Origin of the sequence: Micromonospora polyrhachis, assembly GCF_014203835.1 — a bacterium.
Taxonomy (GTDB): Bacteria; Actinomycetota; Actinomycetes; order Mycobacteriales; family Micromonosporaceae; genus Micromonospora_H; species Micromonospora_H polyrhachis.
Map to the genome: position 1 here is coordinate 4,493,619 of NZ_JACHJW010000001.1, position 23,586 is coordinate 4,517,204.

The 23,586-nt window shown below is 67.0% G+C and carries 20 protein-coding genes; 14 read left to right on the forward strand and 6 right to left on the reverse strand.

The annotated features are described in order from the left end of the window. Nucleotides 1–50: 50 nt before the first annotated feature. Nucleotides 51–200: a hypothetical protein gene (locus tag FHR38_RS32360; RefSeq protein ID WP_246446650.1), complete on the forward strand. Its 150-nt coding sequence runs from the start codon at nucleotides 51–53 to the stop codon at nucleotides 198–200. Between the two features lie 275 nt (nucleotides 201–475). On the opposite strand, the gene FHR38_RS19755 is transcribed toward FHR38_RS32360, so the two are convergent. Then, on the reverse strand, nucleotides 476–955 hold the full coding sequence (locus FHR38_RS19755) for a GNAT family N-acetyltransferase (RefSeq protein ID WP_184536071.1): 480 nt from the start codon (nucleotides 953–955) through the stop codon (nucleotides 476–478). Further along, nucleotides 952–4,065 carry an orotidine 5'-phosphate decarboxylase / HUMPS family protein gene (locus FHR38_RS19760; RefSeq protein ID WP_312882288.1) on the reverse strand — a complete coding sequence of 1,038 codons (3,114 nt, stop codon included), beginning with the start codon at nucleotides 4,063–4,065 and terminating at the stop codon, nucleotides 952–954. The genes FHR38_RS19755 and FHR38_RS19760 overlap by 4 nt, the downstream gene beginning before the upstream one ends. A 575-nt stretch (nucleotides 4,066–4,640) precedes the next feature. Between FHR38_RS19760 and FHR38_RS19765 the strand changes: the two genes are divergently transcribed. From FHR38_RS19765 to FHR38_RS19795, 7 genes are read left to right on the forward strand one after another with little or no spacing between them, the layout of a single operon-like run. Further along, complete coding sequence (locus FHR38_RS19765) at nucleotides 4,641–6,125, forward strand: protoporphyrinogen/coproporphyrinogen oxidase (RefSeq protein WP_312882289.1); 1,485 nt, start codon at nucleotides 4,641–4,643, stop codon at nucleotides 6,123–6,125. Then, entirely contained in the window at nucleotides 6,122–7,210 is a 1,089-nt protein-coding gene (locus FHR38_RS19770) for a hypothetical protein (protein ID WP_184536072.1), read from the forward strand. The genes FHR38_RS19765 and FHR38_RS19770 overlap by 4 nt, the downstream gene beginning before the upstream one ends. Beyond that, on the forward strand, nucleotides 7,210–7,758 hold the full coding sequence (locus FHR38_RS19775; RefSeq protein ID WP_221449092.1) for a P-loop NTPase family protein: 549 nt from the start codon (nucleotides 7,210–7,212) through the stop codon (nucleotides 7,756–7,758). Before FHR38_RS19770 ends, FHR38_RS19775 begins: the two co-directional genes overlap by 1 nt. A gap of 3 nt (nucleotides 7,759–7,761) precedes the next feature. Then, complete coding sequence (locus tag FHR38_RS19780; RefSeq protein ID WP_184536073.1) at nucleotides 7,762–8,778, forward strand: glycosyltransferase family 4 protein; 1,017 nt, start codon at nucleotides 7,762–7,764, stop codon at nucleotides 8,776–8,778. Next, entirely contained in the window at nucleotides 8,775–10,361 is a 1,587-nt protein-coding gene (locus FHR38_RS19785) for a hypothetical protein (protein ID WP_184536074.1), read from the forward strand. The genes FHR38_RS19780 and FHR38_RS19785 overlap by 4 nt, the downstream gene beginning before the upstream one ends. Before the next feature lie 42 nt (nucleotides 10,362–10,403). Next, on the forward strand, nucleotides 10,404–10,886 hold the full coding sequence (locus FHR38_RS19790) for an NUDIX domain-containing protein (RefSeq protein WP_184536075.1): 483 nt from the start codon (nucleotides 10,404–10,406) through the stop codon (nucleotides 10,884–10,886). Nucleotides 10,887–10,894: 8 nt separating this feature from the next. Continuing rightward, nucleotides 10,895–11,695 (forward strand): phosphotransferase family protein, encoded by an 801-nt coding sequence (locus FHR38_RS19795; RefSeq protein WP_184536076.1) that lies wholly within the window; start codon nucleotides 10,895–10,897, stop codon nucleotides 11,693–11,695. Nucleotides 11,696–12,769: 1,074 nt separating this feature from the next. Here the strand turns inward: FHR38_RS19795 and FHR38_RS19800 are convergent. The 3 genes from FHR38_RS19800 to FHR38_RS19810 form a co-directional block, all read right to left on the reverse strand. Beyond that, nucleotides 12,770–14,248 carry a tetratricopeptide repeat protein gene (locus FHR38_RS19800; protein ID WP_221449093.1) on the reverse strand — a complete coding sequence of 493 codons (1,479 nt, stop codon included), beginning with the start codon at nucleotides 14,246–14,248 and terminating at the stop codon, nucleotides 12,770–12,772. A 240-nt stretch (nucleotides 14,249–14,488) separates the two neighbouring features. Then, nucleotides 14,489–14,866: a DUF6244 family protein gene (locus FHR38_RS19805; protein ID WP_184536078.1), complete on the reverse strand. Its 378-nt coding sequence runs from the start codon at nucleotides 14,864–14,866 to the stop codon at nucleotides 14,489–14,491. A gap of 217 nt (nucleotides 14,867–15,083) precedes the next feature. Further along, the gene (locus FHR38_RS19810) at nucleotides 15,084–15,635 is read right to left on the reverse strand and encodes a GNAT family N-acetyltransferase (RefSeq protein ID WP_376771489.1); all 552 of its coding nucleotides are present in this window, start codon (nucleotides 15,633–15,635) and stop codon (nucleotides 15,084–15,086) included. A gap of 1,186 nt (nucleotides 15,636–16,821) precedes the next feature. Between FHR38_RS19810 and FHR38_RS19815 the strand changes: the two genes are divergently transcribed. Then, on the forward strand, nucleotides 16,822–18,456 hold the full coding sequence (locus FHR38_RS19815) for an NsdA family TPR-like regulatory protein (RefSeq protein ID WP_184536079.1): 1,635 nt from the start codon (nucleotides 16,822–16,824) through the stop codon (nucleotides 18,454–18,456). Here FHR38_RS19815 and FHR38_RS19820 read toward each other — a convergent pair. After that, nucleotides 18,439–19,005, reverse strand: coding sequence for an N-acetyltransferase (locus FHR38_RS19820; RefSeq protein WP_184536080.1), 567 nt, complete (start codon nucleotides 19,003–19,005; stop codon nucleotides 18,439–18,441). The genes FHR38_RS19815 and FHR38_RS19820 overlap by 18 nt on opposite strands. Before the next feature lie 39 nt (nucleotides 19,006–19,044). On the opposite strand from FHR38_RS19820, the gene FHR38_RS19825 reads away from it, so the two are divergent. From FHR38_RS19825 to FHR38_RS19845, 5 genes are all read left to right on the forward strand, one after another. Then, complete coding sequence (locus FHR38_RS19825; protein ID WP_312882291.1) at nucleotides 19,045–19,305, forward strand: hypothetical protein; 261 nt, start codon at nucleotides 19,045–19,047, stop codon at nucleotides 19,303–19,305. A gap of 322 nt (nucleotides 19,306–19,627) precedes the next feature. Next, nucleotides 19,628–20,920, forward strand: coding sequence for a sialidase family protein (locus FHR38_RS19830; RefSeq protein ID WP_184536081.1), 1,293 nt, complete (start codon nucleotides 19,628–19,630; stop codon nucleotides 20,918–20,920). A 141-nt stretch (nucleotides 20,921–21,061) separates the two neighbouring features. After that, nucleotides 21,062–21,637, forward strand: a complete 576-nt coding sequence (locus tag FHR38_RS19835) for a hypothetical protein (protein WP_184536082.1) — start codon at nucleotides 21,062–21,064, stop codon at nucleotides 21,635–21,637. After that, nucleotides 21,634–22,812: a peptidoglycan-binding protein gene (locus tag FHR38_RS19840; protein WP_312882292.1), complete on the forward strand. Its 1,179-nt coding sequence runs from the start codon at nucleotides 21,634–21,636 to the stop codon at nucleotides 22,810–22,812. The genes FHR38_RS19835 and FHR38_RS19840 overlap by 4 nt, the downstream gene beginning before the upstream one ends. A gap of 5 nt (nucleotides 22,813–22,817) precedes the next feature. After that, entirely contained in the window at nucleotides 22,818–23,504 is a 687-nt protein-coding gene (locus tag FHR38_RS19845; protein ID WP_446685688.1) for an ABC transporter ATP-binding protein, read from the forward strand. The last annotated feature ends 82 nt before the right edge of the window (nucleotides 23,505–23,586 follow it).

Genomic DNA, 23,586 nt, shown 5'->3' on the forward strand with positions numbered 1-23,586 from the left:
GCGAGGCCACGACCGACAGCAGCGATCCAATCCTGCCGGGGACGCTGTCGATGGCCCGCTACCTGACCGACCCGCAGACCGAAGACGAAATCCAAGCCCTCGCCGCCGAAGCCGGCATACCCGACATCGACCAAGCGGCCAAACTCGCCCGCCTCCTACGCCTGCACCACCAGCCCACCGCCCGACCCCACGCCGCGTGACCTGCGCCCGCCCTGACAGGGGCGGGCGCAGCCCATGGGTACCGCCAGCCCGCAATCGGCGCGGGGGATCGCTGATGGCACTGGCGATAAGCGCGACAAATGACGCGCTGGAGGACGCGCCTCGCCGCCGCGAACATGCCTCTGCCTACCCGCAGAGCTGCGCGAGCCGCAGATCTCGCCGGAACACTCACGCCCTCACCCACTGGCGTCACACATCGTCGAGATCCACTTTGCCGTGCACCTCCGGCGTTGGGGTCGCAAGGGGCCACTTGATGTTAGGCGCAGATCGATCGCTCGTACACGGCGCGGTGTTTCCCCGGCCCCTTGTAGTCGTTGATCACGGACACGCCCTGCTCTTTGGTGTCTCCGCGAACGTTGCTGAAGCCCAAGGCGAGCCATGCCGCGTGCGCGGCGTGGTTGTCGGGTTCTGATGTGAGGAAGAGGCGCCGGCACCCCCAGAGGGCGCCTTGGCGGTGAACTTCTTCTACGAGCGCCCGCGTGACCCCTTGACGTCGGTGGCTGGGGTGCGTCATCACGTCCTGCAGGTAGATCTCTGACGGGTCGATCTGGCTTCGGAAGGCGATCACGCTGCCTACGACCTGCCCGTCGACGATGGCGAGTGGGCAGGTGTTGGCGAACATCGTGGCGTACAGCCAGTAGTCCGATGAGCCCCGTAGCCTGATGTACGGCTCTCCGAGCGCCAGCAGTTTCTCGAGGTCGGGAATGCGGTCGACCGTGAGCGGGGTGATGATCATGAGCGGTTTCCTTCGGTGAGCTCGATCGATGCGGCGAGGTCCCGCGCGGCGATGGCGGGGTCTAGGGAGTCGGTGACTCCGCGACCGACGACGAGGATGTCCCAGGAGCGTCGTCGGCTGGCTTCGACGTCGGTGGGTTCGAAGCCACCGGAGACCGCGACCGGCAGCTTGGTCCACGACCTGATGAGTTGCGCCTGGTCGAGTGGGTGGAAACCGGCCACGCCCAAGTCGATGTTCGTGGTGATGGCGAAGCCGTCGACTCCCGCGCGTTCCATATCCTGGACCCAGCCTTGGACCAACCGGCCCTCGGGCACGTCGATGATGATGGGGACAGCAAGCCGTTTGCTCGCTTCGACGGCAGCGGACACGCTGGCGATGCTGGCGGGTCCGATGAGCAGCACGACGTCGGCTCCGGCCTCGGTCGCGAGGACCACCTGGTCGCGTCCCCAATCTGCCGACATCATCTCGGCGACGATCCAGGCATCGGGCGTTTGCTGCTTGATGGCGCTGATGGCTTGAATGCCGACGCTTTTGACGAGTGGGTCGCCGACCTCGATGAATTGCACCCCAGCGTTGGCGGCGGCCCGTGCGACGGCGATGGCGTAGTCGATGTCGCGGACGTCGAGCGCGACTTGAAGTGCGCGTCCGTCTCGGAGACGGCGGAAGGCTTCCTTGCTGATGCCTCCAGCCGTGCTCGTGGCTGTGCCGTCTTGGACGAGCAGGTTGGCTTCGGTGCGAACGAGCCAGTCAGCCGAGGCGATGCCTTGGTTGACCAGGGCGGATTGGACGTTCGTGGGCAGCCGTAGGGCACCGGTGCGGGTTTCTCGGAGCAGGCCGAACAGGGCGCTGCGAGATGAGTCCTTGTCCTGGATCGGTTGTCTGCCGGACTTGAGTAGGAGCCGCTGGGCGGCGACTCGGACATTTCGAGGACCGTTTCGCCATGCCGCCTGGGCCCTGATGACTAGGTCGGCGGCCGAGTCGTTGTCTCCGACTCGGGCGGCAAGCCCTTGGAGGAGACGCTCGCGGACGTGCCAGTTCCGGTCGTCGAGGAGAGTCGCGAGTAGGTGTTCCACGCCGGGTGCGGCCGAGCGGCCGACGGCTTCGGCGACGGCGGCGCGGACTTTGTAGTCGCGGTCCGCGGCCAACGATTCCATGATCGAGATCATCGTAGGGTGTGGGATAGCGCGGCCCGCTCGGATCCCCTCGGCGAGGGCGGCGCGGGCTCGCCAGTCGGGGTGGGCCAGCAGTGCCTTCAGCTCTTGGGAACTGCCGTCGTCGGTGGCGAGAAAGACGTAGAAGTGTCGAGCGATAAACACCGCGTCTTCTACGGTGTTGAGTTGCGCAAGACGGATGAAGTCGTGGATGGCCGCGATGGGCAGCCGCGTCTCGACGCACGCCACGATGTCGGACCAGACTGCCGGGCCAAAGCGGCGCAGCACCCGCAACATCCACCGGGAGTACTCCGCACCGAGCGCCGTGGCGGCTGTGCTGGTGTGCAGGAGGGCTCTGGCGAGGGAAAGGCCATTGTCGTGAAGGCACCGGGAGGCGCACATGCGCAGCACCTCGGCCGTGGCGAAGGCGGAGGCGTCGCCGGTGAAATCGAGCATCAATGGCAGCGTTTCGGTGATGCTGACCGACGGTGACTGCGCGACGGCGGCAAGCAGCTCCGGTGAGGTCGCATCCAAGCCCTGCAAAAGGAATTCCAGGACGCCTCGCAGGTCGGCCGACGTGCTGGTGCGAGCGGCCAAGTCGTTGAGCAGCTCGATGGTGACGCTCGAGCGTCCGTGGGACTCGATGAGCTGGGCGAGCCACCGTGCGAAGAGGTACTCGCGGATGACGTCGTGATGGAACGCCAGTCCGCCGAACGGGCCGGACCGCACGAGTCTCGCGATCGAGGACATGGTGAGGTCACCGAGATTTCCTGGCGGGTCGTTCTGGATCGGGGGAAGGAGGTGATGCGGCCATGCGGAGGCGAGCTGCCGTCGCGCGAGTGCCATCAGATCCGCCGTCGCACGTTCGACGTTCAGGCCCGCCGCCTTCAAGATCGAGGCAACGCAGAATTCCACGAGCCGGTAGGCGTTGGTTTGCCCGAGCGGCTCGGTCGACTTGGCGGCCCGGATGAGGCTCATGTACAGCGGCAGGCGGGCCAAGTTGCGAATCTTCGCGGGCAGGGCGTCGAACGGGGGCTCGCTCTCGTGCCGCTGCGTGTTCCACACGTCCCGGGCCGTGTCGGCGTCCCAGCGGTCCAGCGGCAGCGACGGGCCGGCACCGTGATTCTGACCGGGCATGACCGCCGCCGATAGGACGGGGTAGGGCGCGAGCTCGACGTCCGGCGGTGTGCGCAGTACGACCAGGAACTTCAGGTTGCCCGAGAGCACCTGCCGCAGCGTGCCGTCGAGCTGGCGGCATACCTTGTCCACCACGGCGCGGGACTGCGGACTGTCGATGACGACGAGCAGCGGCCTGGACAGGCTTTGGCTCTCACCCTCAAGGGTCAGCAGCGGATCTACGCCGGCTGGCAGGGAGCCGTAGCGGAGGATCTCCCGCGCCAGGTCGACGTCCTCGGTCCACGACTCCGCGGTCAGCAGTTGAACATCCACTCCGGGAGCCTGCGACGCCAGGTGGCGGGTAAAGCTGGTCTTGCCGCAGCCCGGGGGGCCGGTGACCAGGTAGACGCGCGCGGTCGAGGCGAGGAAGTCCGCAAACAGCCGCTGGACGTCGGCCGGAGGCGTGTACACGAGATCGTCGGGCTGCTGACCACCGAGCGTCGTGAGGATGGCTGCCGTCCGTTCCCTGGAACGGGCGCCGAGATCTTGCATGGCGGGCCCGGAGTCGTCGGCAGGTGCGGGTAAGCCGCTCGAACTTGCGGCCATAGTCGCCTTGAGGGTCTGGGCGAACCGCTGCTTGACCTCGGTCGGCGATCGCGCCAGATCGACATCGAGCATCTGCTGGGTCTCATAGCGCATACGGGTCGCGGAACCGCGCTTTTCCCAGTTGGAGACGGCCGCCGGATTGACACCCAGGTGTTCGGCGAAGCCGCGCACGCTCATGCGCAACGCCAGGCGTAGTGCTCTTGCCTCGAGGCCGGTCCACCGCCGCACCGTCTCCACGGGCTATCCCCCAGGCCGTGCACTCGGCGTCATTGTCGCAGTCGGCAGCGTAGTAGACGACGGTGGGCGCAGGCGAGCCGAAACTAGGACAACACTAGAACGTCTACGCATCGTCAGGGGATGGGGCGGACCCGCAGGCTGGTTGCACAGACAACCGCGGCAATGGATGGGGGTTTCGACTTCGCGTCACTTCCACGGCTGTGGCCAAGCCCTCGCATTTGCGATCAGTGGTGATGGTGGAGGTGCCCCGTGGCCGTCGACGTTCGAGGCGAGAACATGCGCGACTGCGCACGTCGTACCGCATCCGGCCGCAGCGGTGAGCGGCCGGGGCAGCCCGGATCGCCTCTCTCTGGGGCCTTCACCCTCGAGGGTCTGCTGCGCTGTCGCGGTTGCGCGCGTCGCTGCCGCCCGTCTGGATGCTCGGTCACGGGCCTACCGAGGGCCATGCGGTTGCCGGTTGACCGCCGTGGATGCCGACGACCTCGAACAGATGGTACTGGAAGCGGTGGCGGCGCCAAAGTGCCCGAGCTGGTTCCGCATGAGTCCCGTCCCTTATTCGACGAGAAGGAGTGGCCGTGCCGCTGACCGTCGCCCACCCCGCCCGGTTGAGGCGAAACCAGCCCGCCGTGGCGGAAGACCTCGCGCAGCAGGCTTCATGCGCACGAGAGCCTGGCCGAATCCTCATCGTCGGGGCGGGGCTGTGCGGCCTGGCCTGCGCGGACGACCTGGTGCGGCTGGATCACTCGGACTGGCTGCTTCTCGAGGCGTCCGCCACTGCGGGTGGGCTCGCTTCTTCCGTAACTGACTCAGCCGGCTTCACATGGGACCTGGGTGGGCACGTTGTCTTCTCCCATTTCGGCGAGTTCGACCGACTGTTGTCCGAGCTGTTCAGCGACGGGGAACTGCTGCGCCATGACCGGTCCTCGTTCATCCGTTTTCGTGACCGGTGGGTTCCGTATCCCTTCCAACAGCACGTGCATTGCCTGCCCACCGAGGACGCGACAGCTTGCCTGGACGGGCTCGTCCTCGCCCAACGACAGGGCGGCGTAGGCAGGGATGCCGACTTTGGTACCTGGTTGCGGGCGACGTACGGGTCGGCGCTGGTGGAGTGGTTCTTCGGTCCATACAACACAAAAGTGTGGGCCACAGCGCCTGAGCTGATGTCCTCCACCTGGGTGGCCGAGCGCGTCGCGCCGGTCGATCTTGACCAGATTCTGACCGCCGCCACCGCCCCTACCGTGAGGCGCGCCGGCCGGTGGGGGCCGAACGCCACCTTCGCCTTCCCAATCTCCGGCGGCACGGGGGAAATCTCGCGCCGCTTGGCCGCTCGTCTCGGTCCTCGTGTGCGTACCCGTGCCCGTGTGGTCGCGGTCGACGCCGCCGTCCGAGAGGTGGTTCTGGCCGGAGGTGAACGCATTGCGTACGACCATCTGGTGGCCACTGGGCCGCTGGACCAGTTGGTGGCGATGACGATGGGCGCTTCGGCTGGGGTACGGGCGGCGGCCGGGCGGCTGCGGCACACCACCGTGGCCATGGTCGGTCTCGGCTACCAGGTCCCCACCACCGACGTCCGGTCGTGGATGTACTTCCCGCAGCTGGACGTGCCGTTCTATCGGGCCACCAACTTCAGCAAGTACGCGCCCGCCAACGTCCCCGGCTCGGACACCCGCACCTTCAGCTCCTGGATGACGGAAACCTCCGTGCCGGACGGTGCGCAGGTCGACCAGGCCACATTGATCGATTCCTGCGACCGGGCGCTGCGCCGCCACGGCCTCGTCCCCGCCCACGCGCCGTTGGTCAGCGCCCACCTGGAGGTAATCCCTTACGCCTACCCGGTGCCCACCCTCGACCGCGATGCGGCCTTGGCCGAGGTGGTGCCGTGGATGGAAGAGAGTGGGATCTACCCGCGTGGCCGGTTCGGCACCTGGCGGTACGAGATCGGCAACATGGACCATGCGGTGAAGATGGGCATCGACATCGCCCGCCGCCTGGTGAGAGGCGCTGCGGAAGAGCTGCCCAACACGCGCACGGTCACAGTGGCAGGCGGGAGCCGCTCGTGAACGAGACCACGGACAGTGAGCTGATCTCCTTCGCCGGACACCGCTTCCGTATCCACACCGACGATGCCTTCCGCGCCATGCAGGGCATCCACCTGCGGAACTTCGCCCCGGAGGCAGACCTGGCCCCGTCGTGCGGGCATCTCACGCCGGTCCGCGTCCACCACGATGAGGATCTCTTCCGGGAGCAGATGACCCGCCTGAGTGCGGTTCGGTCGCTGACGGTGGTCCCCTTCCGCGGCGAGCCGTACCGATTCTCCCAGATGGGCAAGGTCTCCTGGTGGCGGCCCGACCCCGACTCGCGCCTACCCCAGGACCACCTGTACGCCCAGGATGCCGCGCGCCGACCGCACGTCGTGTTGCATCCGGGGACAGAGCACGGCGAGCGGTACGCCATGCGCGTCATCCGAGAGATCGTCCTACGCTGCGCGGAAGATCGCGGCTGGACCACCTTCCACGCCGCTGCCGCAGCGATCGACGGCCGCGGAGTGTTGATCGCCGGGCCGTCGGGGGCGGGCAAGACCACCGTGCTGACCGCGCTGGCTGCGCACCGCCAGGCCGACGTGGTCGCCTCCGACCGCGCGGTGCTCACCGAGGGCGCGTCCCGCGTGGTCGGCGTGCCAATCTCGGTACGGATCGCGGGCGGCACTCTGTCCGCGCTTGGCCCGCGTCGCGGCCTGCCACCGCCCCGGCAACCACGAGCCGACTTCGGCGATGCCCACAAGGCTGCATGCACTCCGCGCGACTTCGCCCACGCCTTCACCGCCCGCGTGCGGGAAAGTGCCCCGATCCGGCTCGTTGTTCTCCCTCAACTCAGCGACGACAGCCGGGAGCTGAGCATGGCCTTCTGCGGCCCGGCCGTGGCCCGCACCGCGCTAGCCGCTGTCTGCTGCACCCCGCATGACGAGGACTGGCTCCACCCCTGGTTCGCCGACCGCACCCGCATCCCCGATGAGCTGGCACGCCAAGCCGATGGCTGCGTGGAGGACCTGCTCGCCAAGGTGCCGGTGATGACGGTGACCGTCGGGGTGCGCACCGCGCGGCTGCTGGAGCGGATCGCTCACGTTGTAGCCGGGGGCCTCACGTGATGGCCCAACGGATCGCGCTGGTCGGGCCGGTGGCCTCCGGCAAGTCCACCCTCGCCACCGCTATCGCCGCTCACACCGGCCTGCGCCACGTCGACCTCGACGACCTGTTTTGGGGACCGCAATGGACTCCTGTCGGTGCCTCCGACTTCCACGACGCCGTGCGACACGCGCTCGCCGCCAGGGCTTGGATCGCGGACGGCAACTATGGCGGAGACGTCGCCGAGATCCTGCTTGAACGCGCCGAGCTCACCATCTGGCTGGACCTGCCGCTACGGACCTGTCTGCCGCGGTTGATCCGCCGCTCGATACGGCGGGCCGCCACCGGGCAGGAGCTGTTCGCCGGGAACCGGGAGACCTTCCGGCACCTTGTCTCCCGCGACTCGATCCTGTGGTGGGGCCCTGCCCACCACCACCGGCACCGCCGCCGCTGGGCGCAACGCCTCCATCCGCTCACTGCCGGCGGCCTGTCCGTCCTTCATCTCGACCAGCCGGCAGCCGTCGCGCCGCAGCTACGAGCCCATGGCCTACTCGCCCCGAAGGAGGCATGACGCGTGATCGCCTCAGTCGTCCGCGTACCCTGGCACACCGCTCACAGCGGCTACGACCGGCTCCTGGACCACCTCCCTGACGTCCGCCGGATCACCCCGCCCACCAGGCGCCTCGCCCAACACGCCGCCCGACGCGCGCATCGACTGCTTCGACGCCGGTGCCCGCTGCCGTTCTACCCAGTCGAGCACTGCGCCACCGACCTCGCGCTTCTCGCCGCTCGAGGCCCCGCCCACGTGCTGTACGGGGACGAACAGTTCTACTTCTCCCGCCGCCGCCAGGGACCCACCGCCGTCACCTACCACCGCCCGGCAGCCCACCTGGCGGCACTCATGCCGCCCGCCGCCTGGCGCGACGTTGCCGCACGCGCCGACCAGATCATCACTCTCGACCCACACCAGCAGGAGTTCTTCGCCAACCTCGTCCCCGCCGAGCGGGTGCATCTGGTGCCGCACGGCATCGACACGGCCGCGTTTACCCCAGCCGACCAACTCCTCACCTCTCGGCCGCTAGTGCTGACGGTCGGCTGGTGGTTACGGGACTGGAAGGTCCTCGACACGGTGCACGAACGCCTGCACCGCCGGCACGGCGACGGCATCAACTTGACCGTCGTCACCCGAGAGGCCCACCGCCGCCCGTGGCACCCGGCCACTCGTGTCTTGCAGGGCATCAGCGAGCCATCGCTGATCACCCTCTACCGCCAAGCCGCGGTCCTGCTGCTGCCGCTGAAAGACGCTACTGCCAACAACGCGCTACTGGAGGCGCTCGCCTGCGGCACCCCCGTCGTCGCCACCGACGTCGGCGGCATCCCGCACTACGCAGGCAGTAGCCCCGCAGCCGTTCTCACCCCGCCCGGTGACACCGCCGCCGCAATCGACGCGGTCGAGACGGTGCTTACCGAGACCGGAACCCCCGACCACACCCTCCGGCGCACCGCCGCCCGTGAACGCGCGCAAACCTTCGCCTGGCCTGCCATCGCCGACCAGACGCGGACCATCTACCGGCTGCTGGAGCAGCAGTGAGCGCTACGGAGGTCTGGCTGCACATCGCTGCCCCTGTGCTGCTGGCCGCCCTGCTCGCCCGCGCTCTGTGGGTGATTGTGGCGGTCGAGATGAGCGCCCGGTGGCTGCTGGCACCGCCGGCCGCAGCGCCCATACACCGCAGCGAGGTGCCGTGGCTGGTGATCCTGCTGCCGATGCTGCGTGAGCAGAGCGTCGCCCCGGAAACGATCGCCGCGTTCAAGGCACTGGAGTACCCGCACGGACGGGCCGCCGTCGTGGTGATTACCACCGAACGCGAGAACATCGCCCGTACCCGGCACCGCAGTCAGCTCCCGACACTGGCCGCCCAACACCCGCTGCGGGCCGAACAACTGCGGGGTATCTTCCCCGCCGCCCAATGCCGCACCGTCGCCGCAGAAGTTAACGCCGCCCCGCCCGACGACCGCCTGACGATCCTGACCGAACGGTTCGACGCCGAACCCACCACCGCCGAGGTTGTCGCAGCCCTCGCCGCCACCTCGCCATCCGGCCGGCTGCCCCTGGTGCACCTGCACCAGCCCGACATCGGCGGGCGCAAAGCCGGCCAGCTGAACTTCGCCCTCGACCACCTCGATCAGGTGCTCGGCCCGGTCGGCTGGCACGAAACCGGTGACGCCGAGTCCACGTTCGCCGTGGTCTACGACGCAGACGCGATCCCCGACGCCCGCACCCTCCACGCCTTCGCCGCCGCAGCCGCCACCCGCATCGCCCGGACAGACAAGACGCCGGCCCTCATCCAGCAGCAACGGCTGCCGCTGCTGGGCCGCCGCCCCTTCCCCAACGGGCCGGTCGGTCTGCTACTCACCGGGGAATGGGTGTACCAGCTGCGACGCTCCCTCGGCATCGAACTCGCCCGCATCCGTCTCCACGCCTACCTGTCGGGCTCCCCGCTACCGCAGTGGCTGCGCACAGTGCTACGCCCCATGGTCTACGCCGTAGGCTGCGGCATGGCTGTCCACCTCCCGGTTATCCGTGCGCTTGGAGGCTTTCCCGAACCGATGGAAGACCTCGGCACCGGACACCGACTCTCCGTGCTCGGCGTCGACCTGACCGCTACCACGGTCGCGGTCCTGGACGAGCCCTACACCGAGCCGACCGGGCTGGCCAATCTCCACGCGCTCGCCTTCACCTCCTCCGCCCGTCCCGACCGCCACGCCCACGCGGTCTCCCACCTGCCCGCCGCCATCTCCCGCCCAGCCAAGGCCCTCCTGGTCGTGCGCGAGTGGGCAGACGAAGCAGCCTGGCTGATCGGCGCACCCCTGGCAGCCGCCGCCATCGCGTCCGCCTGGTGGGCTGGGCCCCTATGGGCCGCGATCGCCTTCCTCGGAATCCTGCTCCACGGCCCGCTGCTCACCGCACGGCTGCTTGCCCTCGCCCCCGCGCTGCACGCCGCCGTCCTCCCGCCACGCCCCACCGGTCAGCTTCCGCTGGCATCCCCTTGCCATCCGGCCGCCGTGATCGCTGCAAGCCCGCTCCAACCGTTCGTCCGGATGGCTGGTCCCTGGGCGATGATCCTCCAGAAGCTCACCAGAAACCACCGGGGCTTCGGCAAGACTGAACGCTGACGCCCCCACCCGCCGTGTCGAGCAAGAGTTGGAGACCACCTCGTGACTGAGCCTCAAAACCTGCCGACCATCCGCACCTCTGCCAAAGCCGTCGTCATCCACAACGGGCGCGTCCTGCTCCAACGAGCGACTTGGGAGGGCATGGACTGTTACTTCCTGCCCGGCGGCGGTCAACACCCCGGCGAACCCCTCGACGCCGCCGCACGCCGCGAGGTCCACGAAGAGACCGGCCTGACCGTGCACGTGGTACGCATGCTCTGGCTGCGCGAATACATCGGTGCCAACCACGAACACGCCGACACCGAAGCCGACACCCACCGCGTCGAAGCGATCTTCCACTGCACCCCAGAGGGAACGCCCGGCCAGCTCAGCGGCCACGCCAAGGACGACCTGCAGACCGGACTGGAGTGGGTCGAACTGGAAAAGGTGTCCGGCCTCAACCTGCTACCCCACGCCCTGCGGCAACCGATCGCCGCCCTCGCCGTCGACGACCTGCACATCGGCTACCTTGGCGACGTCGCCTGAAACCCATCATGGCGGAACTCGACGGGCGGGTCCCCGACGGCGCCCGCGAACTCACCACCGGCCAGGCCAATCGCGTCTGGCATATCAATGGGCCAACGCCCTACGTGCTCAAGCAGTACGGCACTGCCGCCCGCGCCGCGAACGAAGTCGCCGCCCTTACCCTCCTTGCCGCCCACCACGCACCCGCACCCCGACTCCTGGCCGCCGATCCGAACGCAGCACCGCCCTGGGCTGCGCAAACCGCGGTCCACGCCCCACCTGTGCCCGCCAACCAGTTCCTCAATCAGATCGCCGAACCCCTCGCCGCCATCCACCGCATCCCCGGCCCGCACGTCGGCCGCCTTGCCGGCGCACCGCGTTACCCGACCTGGCGCGCCTACCTCCGCAACCGGCTGGACACCTACGCCGCCGCAGCGCCGAACCTCGCCCCGGTCGCAGCGGCCATTCATCGCGAACTTGACACCGCCGATCTGGATATCGAACCGAGACTGCTCCATCACGACCTACAAGTTGGCCACCTCCTCCACACACCCGGCGGACTGCTGCTCGACTGGGAACTCGCCGCCTACGGCGACCCACTTTCCGACCTTGCCCGCCTCGCCGTCCGCCTCCAGCTACCCGACCCCACCCACCTGCTCTCATTCATCCACCGGCCGCATTCAACCGCTGCCCGCCGCCTCATCCTGTTCTGGCACATCCACCAGCTCGCCGACGCCGCCCTCAACACCGACCCACATACCCGTATCAGAGCCAGCAGGCAGCTGGTGGTCAGCGCGACTTGCACGTACGCGACACGCCAGACGAATTGATCTTGCCCTCGCCTGGTAAATCGGCGACGGCGGGTCAAATGACGGTCAAATGACCAGCGGAGCCGGCGGCCAAAAGGTGGATATCCAGGCGCGGGTGCCCGCAGCCAAACAAGAAAATTACGCTTGGTTGCCTATTGATGGCACACAGCTTCTCTGTGGTGGTGCCGTAGCCCATGCTGGCAGACGCAGTAGGCTGCGCGACGTGCCATCGCATCCCGAACTCGACCTCGTCATCGATGGGCTCTTGTCCTGAACCGAAGCCCGACGCGCCGCCCTGATGCAGGCCATGGACCCGGTCCAGCAACGGAACCTCGGGCAGTACTTTACCCCGAGGGTGGTGGCCGAGCGGATCGCGACCGAACCGCGGCTGGCGGAACGCGGCACCCTGCGGTTGCTGGATCCAGGAGCAGGCTCGGGATCCTAGACTGCGGCGCTGGTCGCCCGGGTGTTGCGTGAGTGCTCCGGCCTGCGGATTGAGGTGACACCCACTCGAAGGGTGACCGGAACTGCGTAGATTTCGGCTCTGTTTCACATTCGGTGGTAACCGAATGTGAAACAGAGCCGTTGATCCACAGGCCCGTGTCCACCAGCAAGAAGATGATGGCCGGGCGAGTAACGGTGAAGGAGCCTCTGTGGGTAGGGTGAGCGGGTGCCGGTTGTTCTTCCTGGTGAACCTGATGATCGCCGCCCGTCAACACCTCATGCGGCTCGCCTCATCACCTGCACGAGCAGTGCTCCAATTATGAAGAGAACTACAACGGCGGTGAAAATCCGGCTCAGGCGCAGTCGGACTAGGACCCATGTTGCCCCCGACGCGGTACCCCTGATGAGCGCAATAATCAGAAACGTAATTCCAACTGCGGCAAAAAGTAGCTCCGCCATATCTTCCCCCGTTGTTGACGCCTGGATAGAGGCATGCAAGGTCGGCATGCTGCTCTGGGCGACGCGGCGCACCTGAGCAGTCGATGCGAAGGCTGCAAATCTTGGCCAAGAGAGAGTTTTAGCGTCGAAAGTGCGGGCCTTATGTATGGATGTGTTTGAAGGTTTTGTTTGGAGTCACTCCATTCGGGTTGTTTATGGCTCAAAGTGAAGTGCGCGGCGGTGAAGGTCTCGTGCTTGCGGATGATGTGGGAACCGCTCGGCGATGGTGGCGAGAGCGTGTATACGTGTGGCAAGTCTGGCTGCCCCTGGGATTTGGTGGGCGAGTTGTATTGCCTGGGTTGCGTCGTCGCACGCCTCGTCCGGTCTTCCGAGAAGGAACCGTGATCGGGCGAGGTTGATAAGGTTGTATGCCTTTTCGCGGGCCTGGTTCTGGCTTTGGGTATCGAGTGCGATGAGCGAGCAGGACTCTGCTTTGGCGGCGAGCGGGGCGGCCTGCCGATGGTCGACTTCGGCGATGGTTAGGTAAACCTCGGCGGCATGCCTCCTCAGGCGGCACTGACTGATTGGTGGTGGGGTTTCGGCGGTTGCGCAGCCGGTGAGGGCCAGGGCGATGGAGCTGTTGATCTCTTCCATCCAGTCGGGGCCGAGTATGGCCAGGGCGCGGGCTCGCAGGATCCAGAGCATGCCCTGCATGACGCCGCTGCGGGCGGCGTGCTGTATGTGGTGCGCAGCTGCCAATTCGATAAGACGCAGTGCCGTCTGTGGCGCACTCAGTTCGCACATCTGGTGGGCCATGTGCGTGAGGACATACACGACGACGAGGTTGGCGTGGTCGTTGTCCACGACCTGCGCGGTCTGAAGCGCGTAGGCGAAGTACTGCTGTGCGGTGCCGTCGAGGCCGGCGTCGTGGGACATCGCGCCCACCTCGGAGGCGAGTCTGGCTATCGCGGCGAGTAGACGGTTACGGATGAAGGTGTCGGTTGGCAGGTGATGGCTGGCGAGGTCCACGGCGTATCGCAGTTGTCCTGCCGCCATGTCGCGCGCTGCTTCTCCACCGGCCACCGCATCCAGAGCAATGAGGTGGGCGGTGGCTGCCTCGATTCGGTCGACCATCAGCTGATCGCGCTGATCGGTGTGCTGTGGCCCCTGCTCGGTGGCAGTTAGGCGGACGGGTGGGGATGCCAGCCATCGCGATATCGGGTTTACCAGTTCGTCGCCGGTCGCGACCGGGACAGGGTCGGTCCAGCCGACTTCGCGGAGCGCGTCGCGCCGGAGGAAGGCTCCCAGGTTTGCCAGGGTGTGCTCGGCGATACACGGTTGCAGGTGGGCTGATGCGGGTGGCGTGCCGTTGCGGTCGTCGGGCCAGATCACGGCCGGCGGTATCGTTACACCCCACGCGCCGCTGAGGACATCGGCGACGATTTCGGGGTGCATGCACGCCGCGCCGTTGAGCCAGCGTCTGATGATGTTGTGGTCGTGACTGAGCTGTATGCCATACGCGGCCGATGCGTGGTTGTTGATCGCGCTAGCAAAGGCGGCGAGAGATCGGAATCCAGATTCTTTTACGAGGTACGCGAGTGGCTGATTGGCCGCTGCGGCAAGGGGTAGTTGGTTGAGTCGTTTGTTTCTGATGCGCCTGGCTCGTTTTGATCTGGGTAGGCTGTCCGTCACGGCCGCTCTCGACTCTGCGCTTGGTGTGGTCGGCATGGGCGGTCAACCTCGCGGGGTAGACGCGTCAGCTGTTCTCGCGCAGGTCGCGCAAGTCAGCGTCCGACCGCACCGAACACACCAGTGTCTTGATCGCCAGTAGGTGCAGAATCCGACGACGGCACCGATCAGCATGCCGACCAGCCCTGCCAGCACATGCGACATCGAAACTCTCCTTTCAGGTCGCAATCGACGAGGCCACCTTCAGGACTCTGCGCGTCCCATTTGTTGTGCGCTGTGAATGAGCGCGGCCAACGACTGTTGTGCGGCGGTGCCGGTATGCAAGACCTGCACGAGGTTCTCTTTGATCGCTTCGAGCATCGCGAGCAGTGGCCCGGGGTCGCCGCCGTGCAGCACTCTTACGGCCACCGTTCGGGTTTCATCGACCTGACCGATGGTGGCGATAATCGTGTCGTGGACGGTCTTGAGGCGTTGCCCCGCTCGGCCCAGCTCCGAGATCGCCTGGGCGGGTGACTCATGCACCGGCGCTTGCTGGACGGTGGTGGACGTGTCACCGACGGCGACGTGGATGGCGGCCAGGGTCGTCTGGGTCTGCTGGATCGCCTCCCGTACCTGGGTCATTCCGACAGCGATGGCGCTGAAACCGGCGAAGGCGGCTCGGGCGATGACCCGCTCTACCTCGTTGCCCGCAACGGTTGCGCGAGTTCGTACGGCCTCGATACCTGTCTGCATGATTCGTAGTTGCTCATCGACAGCTGCTGTTGCTGTTCGCGACACTTTGTCCTCGTGGGATTTGTTGTGAGTGATGGGCTGGGCCGGGCTTTGCGGAAGCAGAGCTTCAGCTCTGGTGGGTTGGTTGCGGCTCGCGCCACATGGACCAGAACGGGGTGCCATCCGGGAGGGTGAACGCTCGGCGGGGCTCGTAGCCGTGGCGGGTGTAGAGGTCCCGGGCGCGGGGGCTGCTGGCCTCCAAGTAGGCCGGGATGCCCGCTTGGTCCAGGTGCCGGTGGTGGTGGTCAAGCAGGGCGGTGCCGCGTCCGGTGCCCTGTGCGGCGGGGGTGACCGCGAGCAAGGCGAGGTGGTGGTGCGGTTCGGCAGGGCGATGCCTGTCGAAAAGCGCATCGAGGTGGCGAAAGCGGTGGACATGGCTGCCGCACGCCTCGTGGAGCCGCTGGTCGTAGTGGTGTGGTGGTGGTACGGGGCCGAGGTGGTGGAACCAGACCGCGGCGGCGGACCGGTCATACAGCACATCGATGTGACCGTAGAAGGCGGCGTGTTCGACCAGAATCTTGAACTGGTCACGAAGCGCGCTGGTGCGCTGCTCGGCATCGGGGACCAGCCACGCGGCGGTAGGCAAGGGAGAGACCGCCTCAGCGATGAGGCCCGTGATGGTGTTGAGATCGTTCCAGCTTGGCGTTACGACTGGCGGCGGATATTTGATGACTCTACTGTGATTATTTGACAGGTCGTGGGCAGCGAATTTCGACACGTTATAACTCTCCTAAGTCCCTGCTTTTCAGTAGCTGGCGACCACTTACCTCGTGGAACCGTGGGCTTTACAGCTTCGGCAATTTGATGCTGAGACATAGCGCAGCCAGGGAGAAAATTTGGGGCCCGATAAGGTCGGGCACGTTGTAGCGGCAGCCTCATATTTTCGATATCACGCATTGTTTTAATTGGAGCGCCATCGCGCTTCTCGGTGGACTGTCGCCTGGGCTTGACAGTCGAGGCGATGAAGTAAATGTCCCGCCTCAGTTCATCCCCGCCAGCAACCCCGGACCGCCTAGTCGCCGCGCGCCGATCAGCTCGGGCCGAGTCGCACCCGGCACTCGCTTGGGCAGCCGCATCGAAAACATGAATGTCTGAGTCGCAGTCTCGTGCTCAACGCACGGTCCGGGTGTGCCGCACGTCAGGCATAACCCGTTCGCGCTCGATACCGCGTGTCGCTCCAATGTCTGCTGCGCTTGATCCAACCGCTGCCCACCGTGGTATGTCCCCACGTGTCTTCCCTTCGTGTATCACGGGTGGCGGAGCGCACCGCGTGGTTGCCGCCAGCATCGGGTTGCACGGCGCACTCCGCCCGTTTTCCCGACGCCACGGAGGAGCCCGCAGTCACGTAACGCCAGGAAGTCAACTGATCGACTAATTCATGATTCGGACGCACATTCGGCGACGCGCTCCCCGCCCGGATGTCGAACGTAGCGGCCCACCAGTTGCTGATTGTTGCAGTCATGGTCCCCCTTGCATTCCAAGGTCTCGATTGAATAATCGTTCGGCCTTCGTTTGACTGCTTGTGCGGGCTTTATGGCGGTGTGCCAGCCGAATGGAGGCATAGTCATGTTTGGCCGGCTCGCCGGTCCGTCCCACCGCCGGTGTGGATACGTTTCCGGTAGGGCGGCACGGATGCTGCTCCCCACCACGATCACCTATGCATTGGGTTAATCGCTACCCGGCATCATCGGGAGGTTTCCGGCCGTCAATTCCCCGTGTCGCGGGGAAGTTTCCCTACTGGGCGCAGTGGACGTATCGTCTGGTGAATGGGCATCGATGTGCACGGCTGTTTGTAGGGTGGTGGGATGACCGAGGGACGGTCGGAAAGCCTGCGACGGCAGCAGGTGCGGTTGGCTGCCGAGTTGCGCGCAGCGGGCAAAACATGGGTGCAGGCAGCCGAGATCTTTCAGACGCGGTTTCGACTTAACCCCCGTGTGGCTCTTCGGACCGTGCGTGGGTGGAGTCAGACGCGAGCCGCCGACGAGTGGAACCGGCGGTGGCCTGACGAGCCGAAGACCTTCAAGTCCTTCTCGTACTGGGAGATCTGGCCGGGCAAGGGTGGATACTCACCATCACAGGACAACCTTGTGCGGCTGGCGGAGATCTATGAGTGCAGCGTCGTCGACCTGCTGGCGGACCTGCCAAGCTTCCGTCATCTCGACTCGGCCGCCGGAACGACTTTGACAGCGCCTCGGGGTACGACCACCACCCTTGCGGGTGAAATCATGGTGCCAGGCGAGGCGGAGATCCTGCTTCGCGACCTTCTCAGCCGGCGCCCCGGTGCCGAGGCGAGTGCTCCACTACCCGCGGATGCTACCGGCCTGTACCGCCTGCCGGAGGAGGTCGACTTCGGAGAATTGGCGCAGGTCATCGCGATGTGGATGCAACGGATACCGCACTCCCAGGCTCGCAGGGACATGTTGGGCAACTTGACTGCCGCGCTGGCGGTCGCCACCGTAGCGCCGTTGACTGAGCTGGCGGGCCTAGCCCAGCATGCCGATGCCGCGCCCGCAGCAGATCTAGGTAGGTTCGATCCGGCTACGTTGGCGCACTGCGAGACCATGATGCCGAACCTACGCAAGCAAGGTGATGTTCTCGGGGCGAGTTCGACGCTGCCCAGTGCGCTGGCCTACCGGCGCATCGCCGAGCAGCAAGCCAAAGCCGCCCCGAATGGCGCGCTACGCGACCGCGCGGTGACCGCCTATGCCGAGCTGACCCAACTGTCCGGCTGGCTGTGCTTCAACATGGGCGATTACGGCTCCGCGCAACGGTTCTACGACGACGCGCGAGCCGCCGCGCACGAGGCGCGTGCCGTGGAACTGGTGACATACATTCTGTGCACGATGAGCCACCTGGCAACGTGGCAGGGAAAGCCTCGGGTCGGCATCGATCATGCCGTCGCCGCCGCAGCGTGGGCCGAACAGAGCGACACCCCATACGCTCGCGCCTACGCCGCCGACGTAGCCGTTCGGGCACTGACAGCCGATGGGCAGGCGGCCCGGTCGAAGGACACCCTCGATCAGGAGTATGCCGCCTTGCAAGCAGCATTGAGCGGCCAAAGCCAGCGCCAGTCGTGGTGGTACTTCTACGACGAGTCGTTCTTCTGGAGCACCAGTGCTCAGAATGCGCTGAAGTTCCACGATGCGGATCAGGTGCTGACAGTGACCGACAAGGCACTGAAACTCAGCGACCAGGGCAACCTGCACAACCGTTCGTTCCGGCTACTGTTTCGCGCCGAGGCATTCGCCCGCCAGCGGAGTATCGGTCTGGCCTGCCAGACGATCACCGAGGCTGTGGAGCTGACCTCGGTGAACTCCACTCGCCGCATCGAGCAGCGAGTGCGGCAGTTGCGCCGCGGGCTCGATCCGTGGAAGCGCACCCGGGCGGTCAAGGAACTCGACCAAGCGATCGGCGCCTACCAGTCACCGCCTGCCAGCTAGCGAAAGTGGACGCATGAACACCGCGTATTCACGGTAATAGGCACCGGGCCGCCCCGGTTTAGTGCCGATTCGCTGCCAGCCCCACCCCTCGTAGAGGGCATGAGTCGCAGCCGCTGCTGGGTTCGCCGACAGCGTTGCCCGTTCCTCGCGACGACCCCCGAGGAACGTGTCATGAAGTCCTCGCCCGGTTCCTCTGCCCTGCCAGGCTTTGCGAACCTCGATCTCAGCCAGCACCACAGTCCGCTCGCCGCCGCGCTCATCGGTGAACCCGGGCTCTGGAGCCGGTTGGAGCCCAGCGAACCAGTCGCGCTCCTGCCGCAGGCTGTAGCCGAAGACGAACCCAACCAGATCGTCACCGGCCGTCGCCGTCACCAGCTCGTAGTTCCGGGCGCTCAGCGCTCCCGTGGCGCGGTCGCGGAAGGCACCGGTCTTTACGTTGCTGTCCTCGCCGGACACTTCGCCGTAGGCGTCCGTGTAGACCTCGCACAACTGGTCCATCAAGGCAGCGGCGGCGTCGGAGCCTAGGCGGGTGTACGTAACATCGGTCATGCCTCCACCATATGTGCGTGTGGATGCCAGGAATTCCCCGTGTCACACGGAAATGCTGCCTCCCTAGCCATCCGGATTTCGTTCGTCAACGCCATCGCCGAGATGTGCGTCGCCGCCGGAGCCAACGTCGCCGAACTGACCGAGGCAATCGGCCACGAGTCGCGTATCGACCATCACTACTTCCAGCTCGGCCGCCGCCAGCACCGGGCCGGCATGCTCGACGGGCACGGACAGCTCCCCATCACCCATGACACACCCGCAGATACGGTGCGCACGGCCACGGGGCTACCACCTCGGTGAGGTACGCAACGCCCGTCCGCTCCGGCAACAACGCAGCGGGCGTGAGGGCTAGCGAGATCGGTGCCGATCGGTGCTGCCCCTGGACGCCCGCCCGGTAGCCGTCAACGGCGGCAGCGGCCAGGTCGGCAGTACACAGACGATGGTCGCACCACGCGGGATGTCCCTGTCAGGGGTGGTTTCAATGGGTCCAAGATTCTTTTGGCTTTTTGCGCGCACTGACTACAGTCAAGAGCCAGACAGCGCGGGGTCTCGCCACGCTGCGCCAGATCCTGGGCGATGCAGTTTCCGTCCCCGCACTGGCCGGCGCTACGGAGGGAAAGGCATGACGGAATGGCGTGATCTCTTTGCGGAGGCGACGGATTCGGCACCGCCGAGCCGGCTGGTCGCGGACGAGGTGTACGCGGCCGGGCGGCAACGCCGACGTCGACGGGCCGTAGTGGCCAACGCTGCGGTCGCGGTGGCGCTCGCCATGGGCGCCGGTACGGGCATTGCCGCGATGGTGCGGTCCGAGCCGACCGTCAGGGGCGAATCAGGCACCGGTGGAGAAAAGTCGTTGCCCGGCGTGCTGCCATATCCCGGGGGATTGGTCCAGATGGTCAGGGCGGCCGACGCACGACACCTCTACGTGCTGGTGTCGACGCAGTCGAGCTGTGCGAAGCAGCCGTGCGACAAGAGCAGCATGCAACTGGTGGGCTCCGACGATGGCGGGCGTACCTGGAGCGACCGGGGCGGACCGATCAGGGTCACCGGTTTCGAGGTCCTCAAAGCCGGTCGGTTGCTGGCCGTCGAGCCATCCGGCCCGTCGGACACGAAAGAGTGGGAGCTGCGGACCAGCACGGACGGCGGGCGAACCTGGCATACAACAGAGCGCGCCCCGGCCGTCGCGGCGGTGTCGAGCGGAAGCACGGCCCTCTGCTGGCCGGAGTCGGGCGGGGTGGCGGGTTCGCCGTGCATCGTGCACGCGCTCGATCCGACGTCACGCCGGATCGCGCCGCTGACCAACCAGCCTCCGTTGACCCTGAGCACCGAACTCCTGATCGGAGAGTCGGGCGGCCGACTGTGGGCATCGGGTGTCGATCAGGCGACTGGTCGGCCGGCGGTTGCGGTGAGTCGGGACGCGGGCCGTACCTGGTCCACCAAGGTCTTCGTGGACGCGCCGGCCTGCTCGTCGGAGGGCTGCCAACCGCCGTACCTGACGACAGGTGACGGGCCGACGGCGTACGCGGTGGTCGTCAGAGTGCGGCACCGTGCCGTCTACCGCTATGTGGAGAACGCGGGCCGGGACGGTGGTGACTGGCAGCGGGACACCGGTGTGGACAAGGTGCCGGTCGACCACCTAGTCGGTGGTGCACAGTCGTTCGTCGCCGCCGACGGGACGCATGTGCTGTCCCAGGTCGTGCCCCACCCCGATCGAGACATCGAAGGTTACCGCTGGTGGGTGGCCCGTCCGAATGACGGCACCTACCAACCGGTCGAACTGCCGGGCCTGCCGGCCACCGTTTTCCCGATCCGCCGTACGCCGGATGGCTGGTTCTACGCCCACAGCTACCCCGACGGTGTCCTGTACGGGTCGACCGATGGCTGGCGCTGGTCACCGGTAGCCCGCAGCTCGTAAACGAATCAGCCAACTTCTAAACGCAGATCGCGGAATTCGTCATCTGCGCGGCTTCAGCCTGCGCGCAAATCGGAATGGAAACGTCGGGAGATATCGATGAGTCAACCAAGTGTTCGAGGCCGGTATCGGCACTGTTTTGGTGTGGGAGCCGCTGCGATGCTGGTGCTCGCGTTGAGCGCATGCGGTGGCGACACCGATGCGCAGTCGGTGGCCACGGCCGGTGGTGCGAGTGCCCAGCCGACCGGATCGGCCGGCGCGGCCAGCGGAGCTGCCGCCCAGTACGTCGAGGCGCAACGGAAGTGGGTCGACTGCCTGCGTAAGGAGGGCTTCGAGGTGCCGGACCCGGACGCCAAGGGGCGAGTCGACCTGAGGGCGCACGGCATCCCGAAGAAGACCGACCCGAAGTGGCGGGAAGCTCAGCTGAAGTGCAAGGACTTCAGCCTGCCTGTCCCCGAGGAGTTGCAGGAGAAGCCGCCCCCGATGACTGCGGAGCAGATTGCCAACCGGCGGGAACACGCGAAGTGTATGCGCGCGAACGGGATGCCCGACTGGCCCGACCCGGGTCCCGATGGTGAATGGCCGAATGAGGGGGGATTGGCACGGGAACTCACCCCGCAGGAGCAGGCGGCCAACATTCGCGCGTTGCAGATCTGCGAACCGGTGCTGGATGGCCGTCCGAAGACCACCCCGAACCCGAACGCGAGCCACCAGGGGTGAGCGAGCAGATATCCCGGGCGGAATCGGCCGATGTCACCGAGCCACCCCGTACCGCCGAGTCGCCCCGTACGGTGGCGGGCTGGCGGCGGCGACGGCGGCTGCGGGCCATAGCGGGCGGTGCTGCCGCGCTGGTCACCCTTGCGGTGGCCGGCGCGGCCACCCTCGGCCTCGGCGGGCGCGGCGGCGACGAACCGCCATCGGAGCGCACCGGCCCGGCCGCCACCGCGCAGGTCACCCGACAGACCCTGGTCAAGACCGTGACGTTGGCCGGCGAACTCGGATACGGCCCCGCCACACCGCTCGCCTCCACCGCCACCGGCACGGTGACCTGGTTACCGGCGGTCGGAGCCACGGTACGACGCGGCGGGGTGCTGCTGCGAGCCGACGAGCAGCCGGTCGTGCTGCTCTATGGCTTCCTGCCGATGTACCGGGCGCTGGCCGAAGGCAGTACCGGCTCCGACGTACGGCAGTTCGAGCGCAACCTCGCCGCCCTCGGCTATCAGGGGTTCACTGTGGACGACGAATTCTCCGCACTCACCACCGTCGCTGTGAAGCGCTGGCAGAAGGACCTGACGCTGCCAGAGACCGGCACGGTCGACCGGTACCGGGTGGTCTACGCACCAAAGGAGGTACGCGTCGCGCAGCAACTGGTACGCCTCGGTGCGAGCGCGACCGGTGACGTGCTGACGTACACCGGCAACGTGCGGATGGTGACGGTCACCGCCGGCGTGGGCGAGGCCAGCTGGGCGACGAAGGGGACCAAGGTGACGGTGACCCTGCCAACCGGCGGTTCGGTGGCCGGTGAGGTCAGCGCGGTGGGTGCCGTGACCTCCGGTGCCCCGGCCGGAGGTGGAGAGCAGGGAGCCAACTCGGAACGGCCCGGTACCGGTGCCGCCACCGTCCAGGTCACCATCGCCATCGCCGATCAGAAGTCGCTGGGTGCGCTGAGTGGCGCGCCGGTCGACGTGCAATACGTCGAGCAGGAGCGCCGTGACGTGCTCACCGTGCCGGCGGATGCGCTACTGGCGCTCGCCGAGGGCGGATACGGCCTGGAGGTGACCAGCCCCTCCGGTACCCGGATCGTGGCCGTGCAGGCGGGCATGTTCGCCGACGGACGGGTCGAGGTCAGCGGCGAGGGCCTTGCCGAGGGCATGACGGTGGGAGTGCCGCAATGACCGCCGTGATCGAACTCGTCGGGGTGTCCCGGACCTACCCCGGCGGGGTGACGGCACTGCGCGAGGTCGACCTGACCATCGGCTACGGGGAACTCGCCGCGATCGTCGGTCCCTCCGGCTCGGGCAAGTCCACCCTGCTGAACCTGATCGGCACCCTCGACCGCCCGTCGTCCGGGACGGTACGCATCGACGGGTACGACCTGTCGGCGCTCACCGACCGGGAGGTGTCCGCGCTGCGTGGCCGGCGGCTCGGTTTCGTGTTCCAGCAGTTCCACTTGGCCGCCGGGGTGCCCGTGTTGGACAACGTGGCCGACGGATTGCTCTACTCCGGCGTACCCCGGCGGGAACGACGGTGGCGTGCGGCGGAGGCGCTGGCCCGAGTCGGCTTGGACCATCGGCTCGACCATCGGCCGCACGAGCTCTCCGGCGGTGAACGGCAGCGGGTGGCGTTCGCCCGAGCCGTCATTGGCGAGCCGGCGCTGCTGCTCGCCGACGAGCCGACCGGCAACCTCGACTCGGTGGCCGGTGCGGCGGTGTTGGGACTGCTGCACGAGCTGCACGCCCAGGGCACCACGGTCCTGGTGATCACCCATGATCAGGAGATCGCGGCGAGTCTGCCCCGGCAGATCATGCTGCGGGATGGCCGGATCATCCGCGACACCGCCGCCGCACCCCTGGCGGTGCATCGGTGACCCGGGAAGCCAGGACGACCCCGACCCGGCAAACCCGTACGCCGGCAAGCCGGCAACCCGGTACGCCGGAGAGCCCCAGATC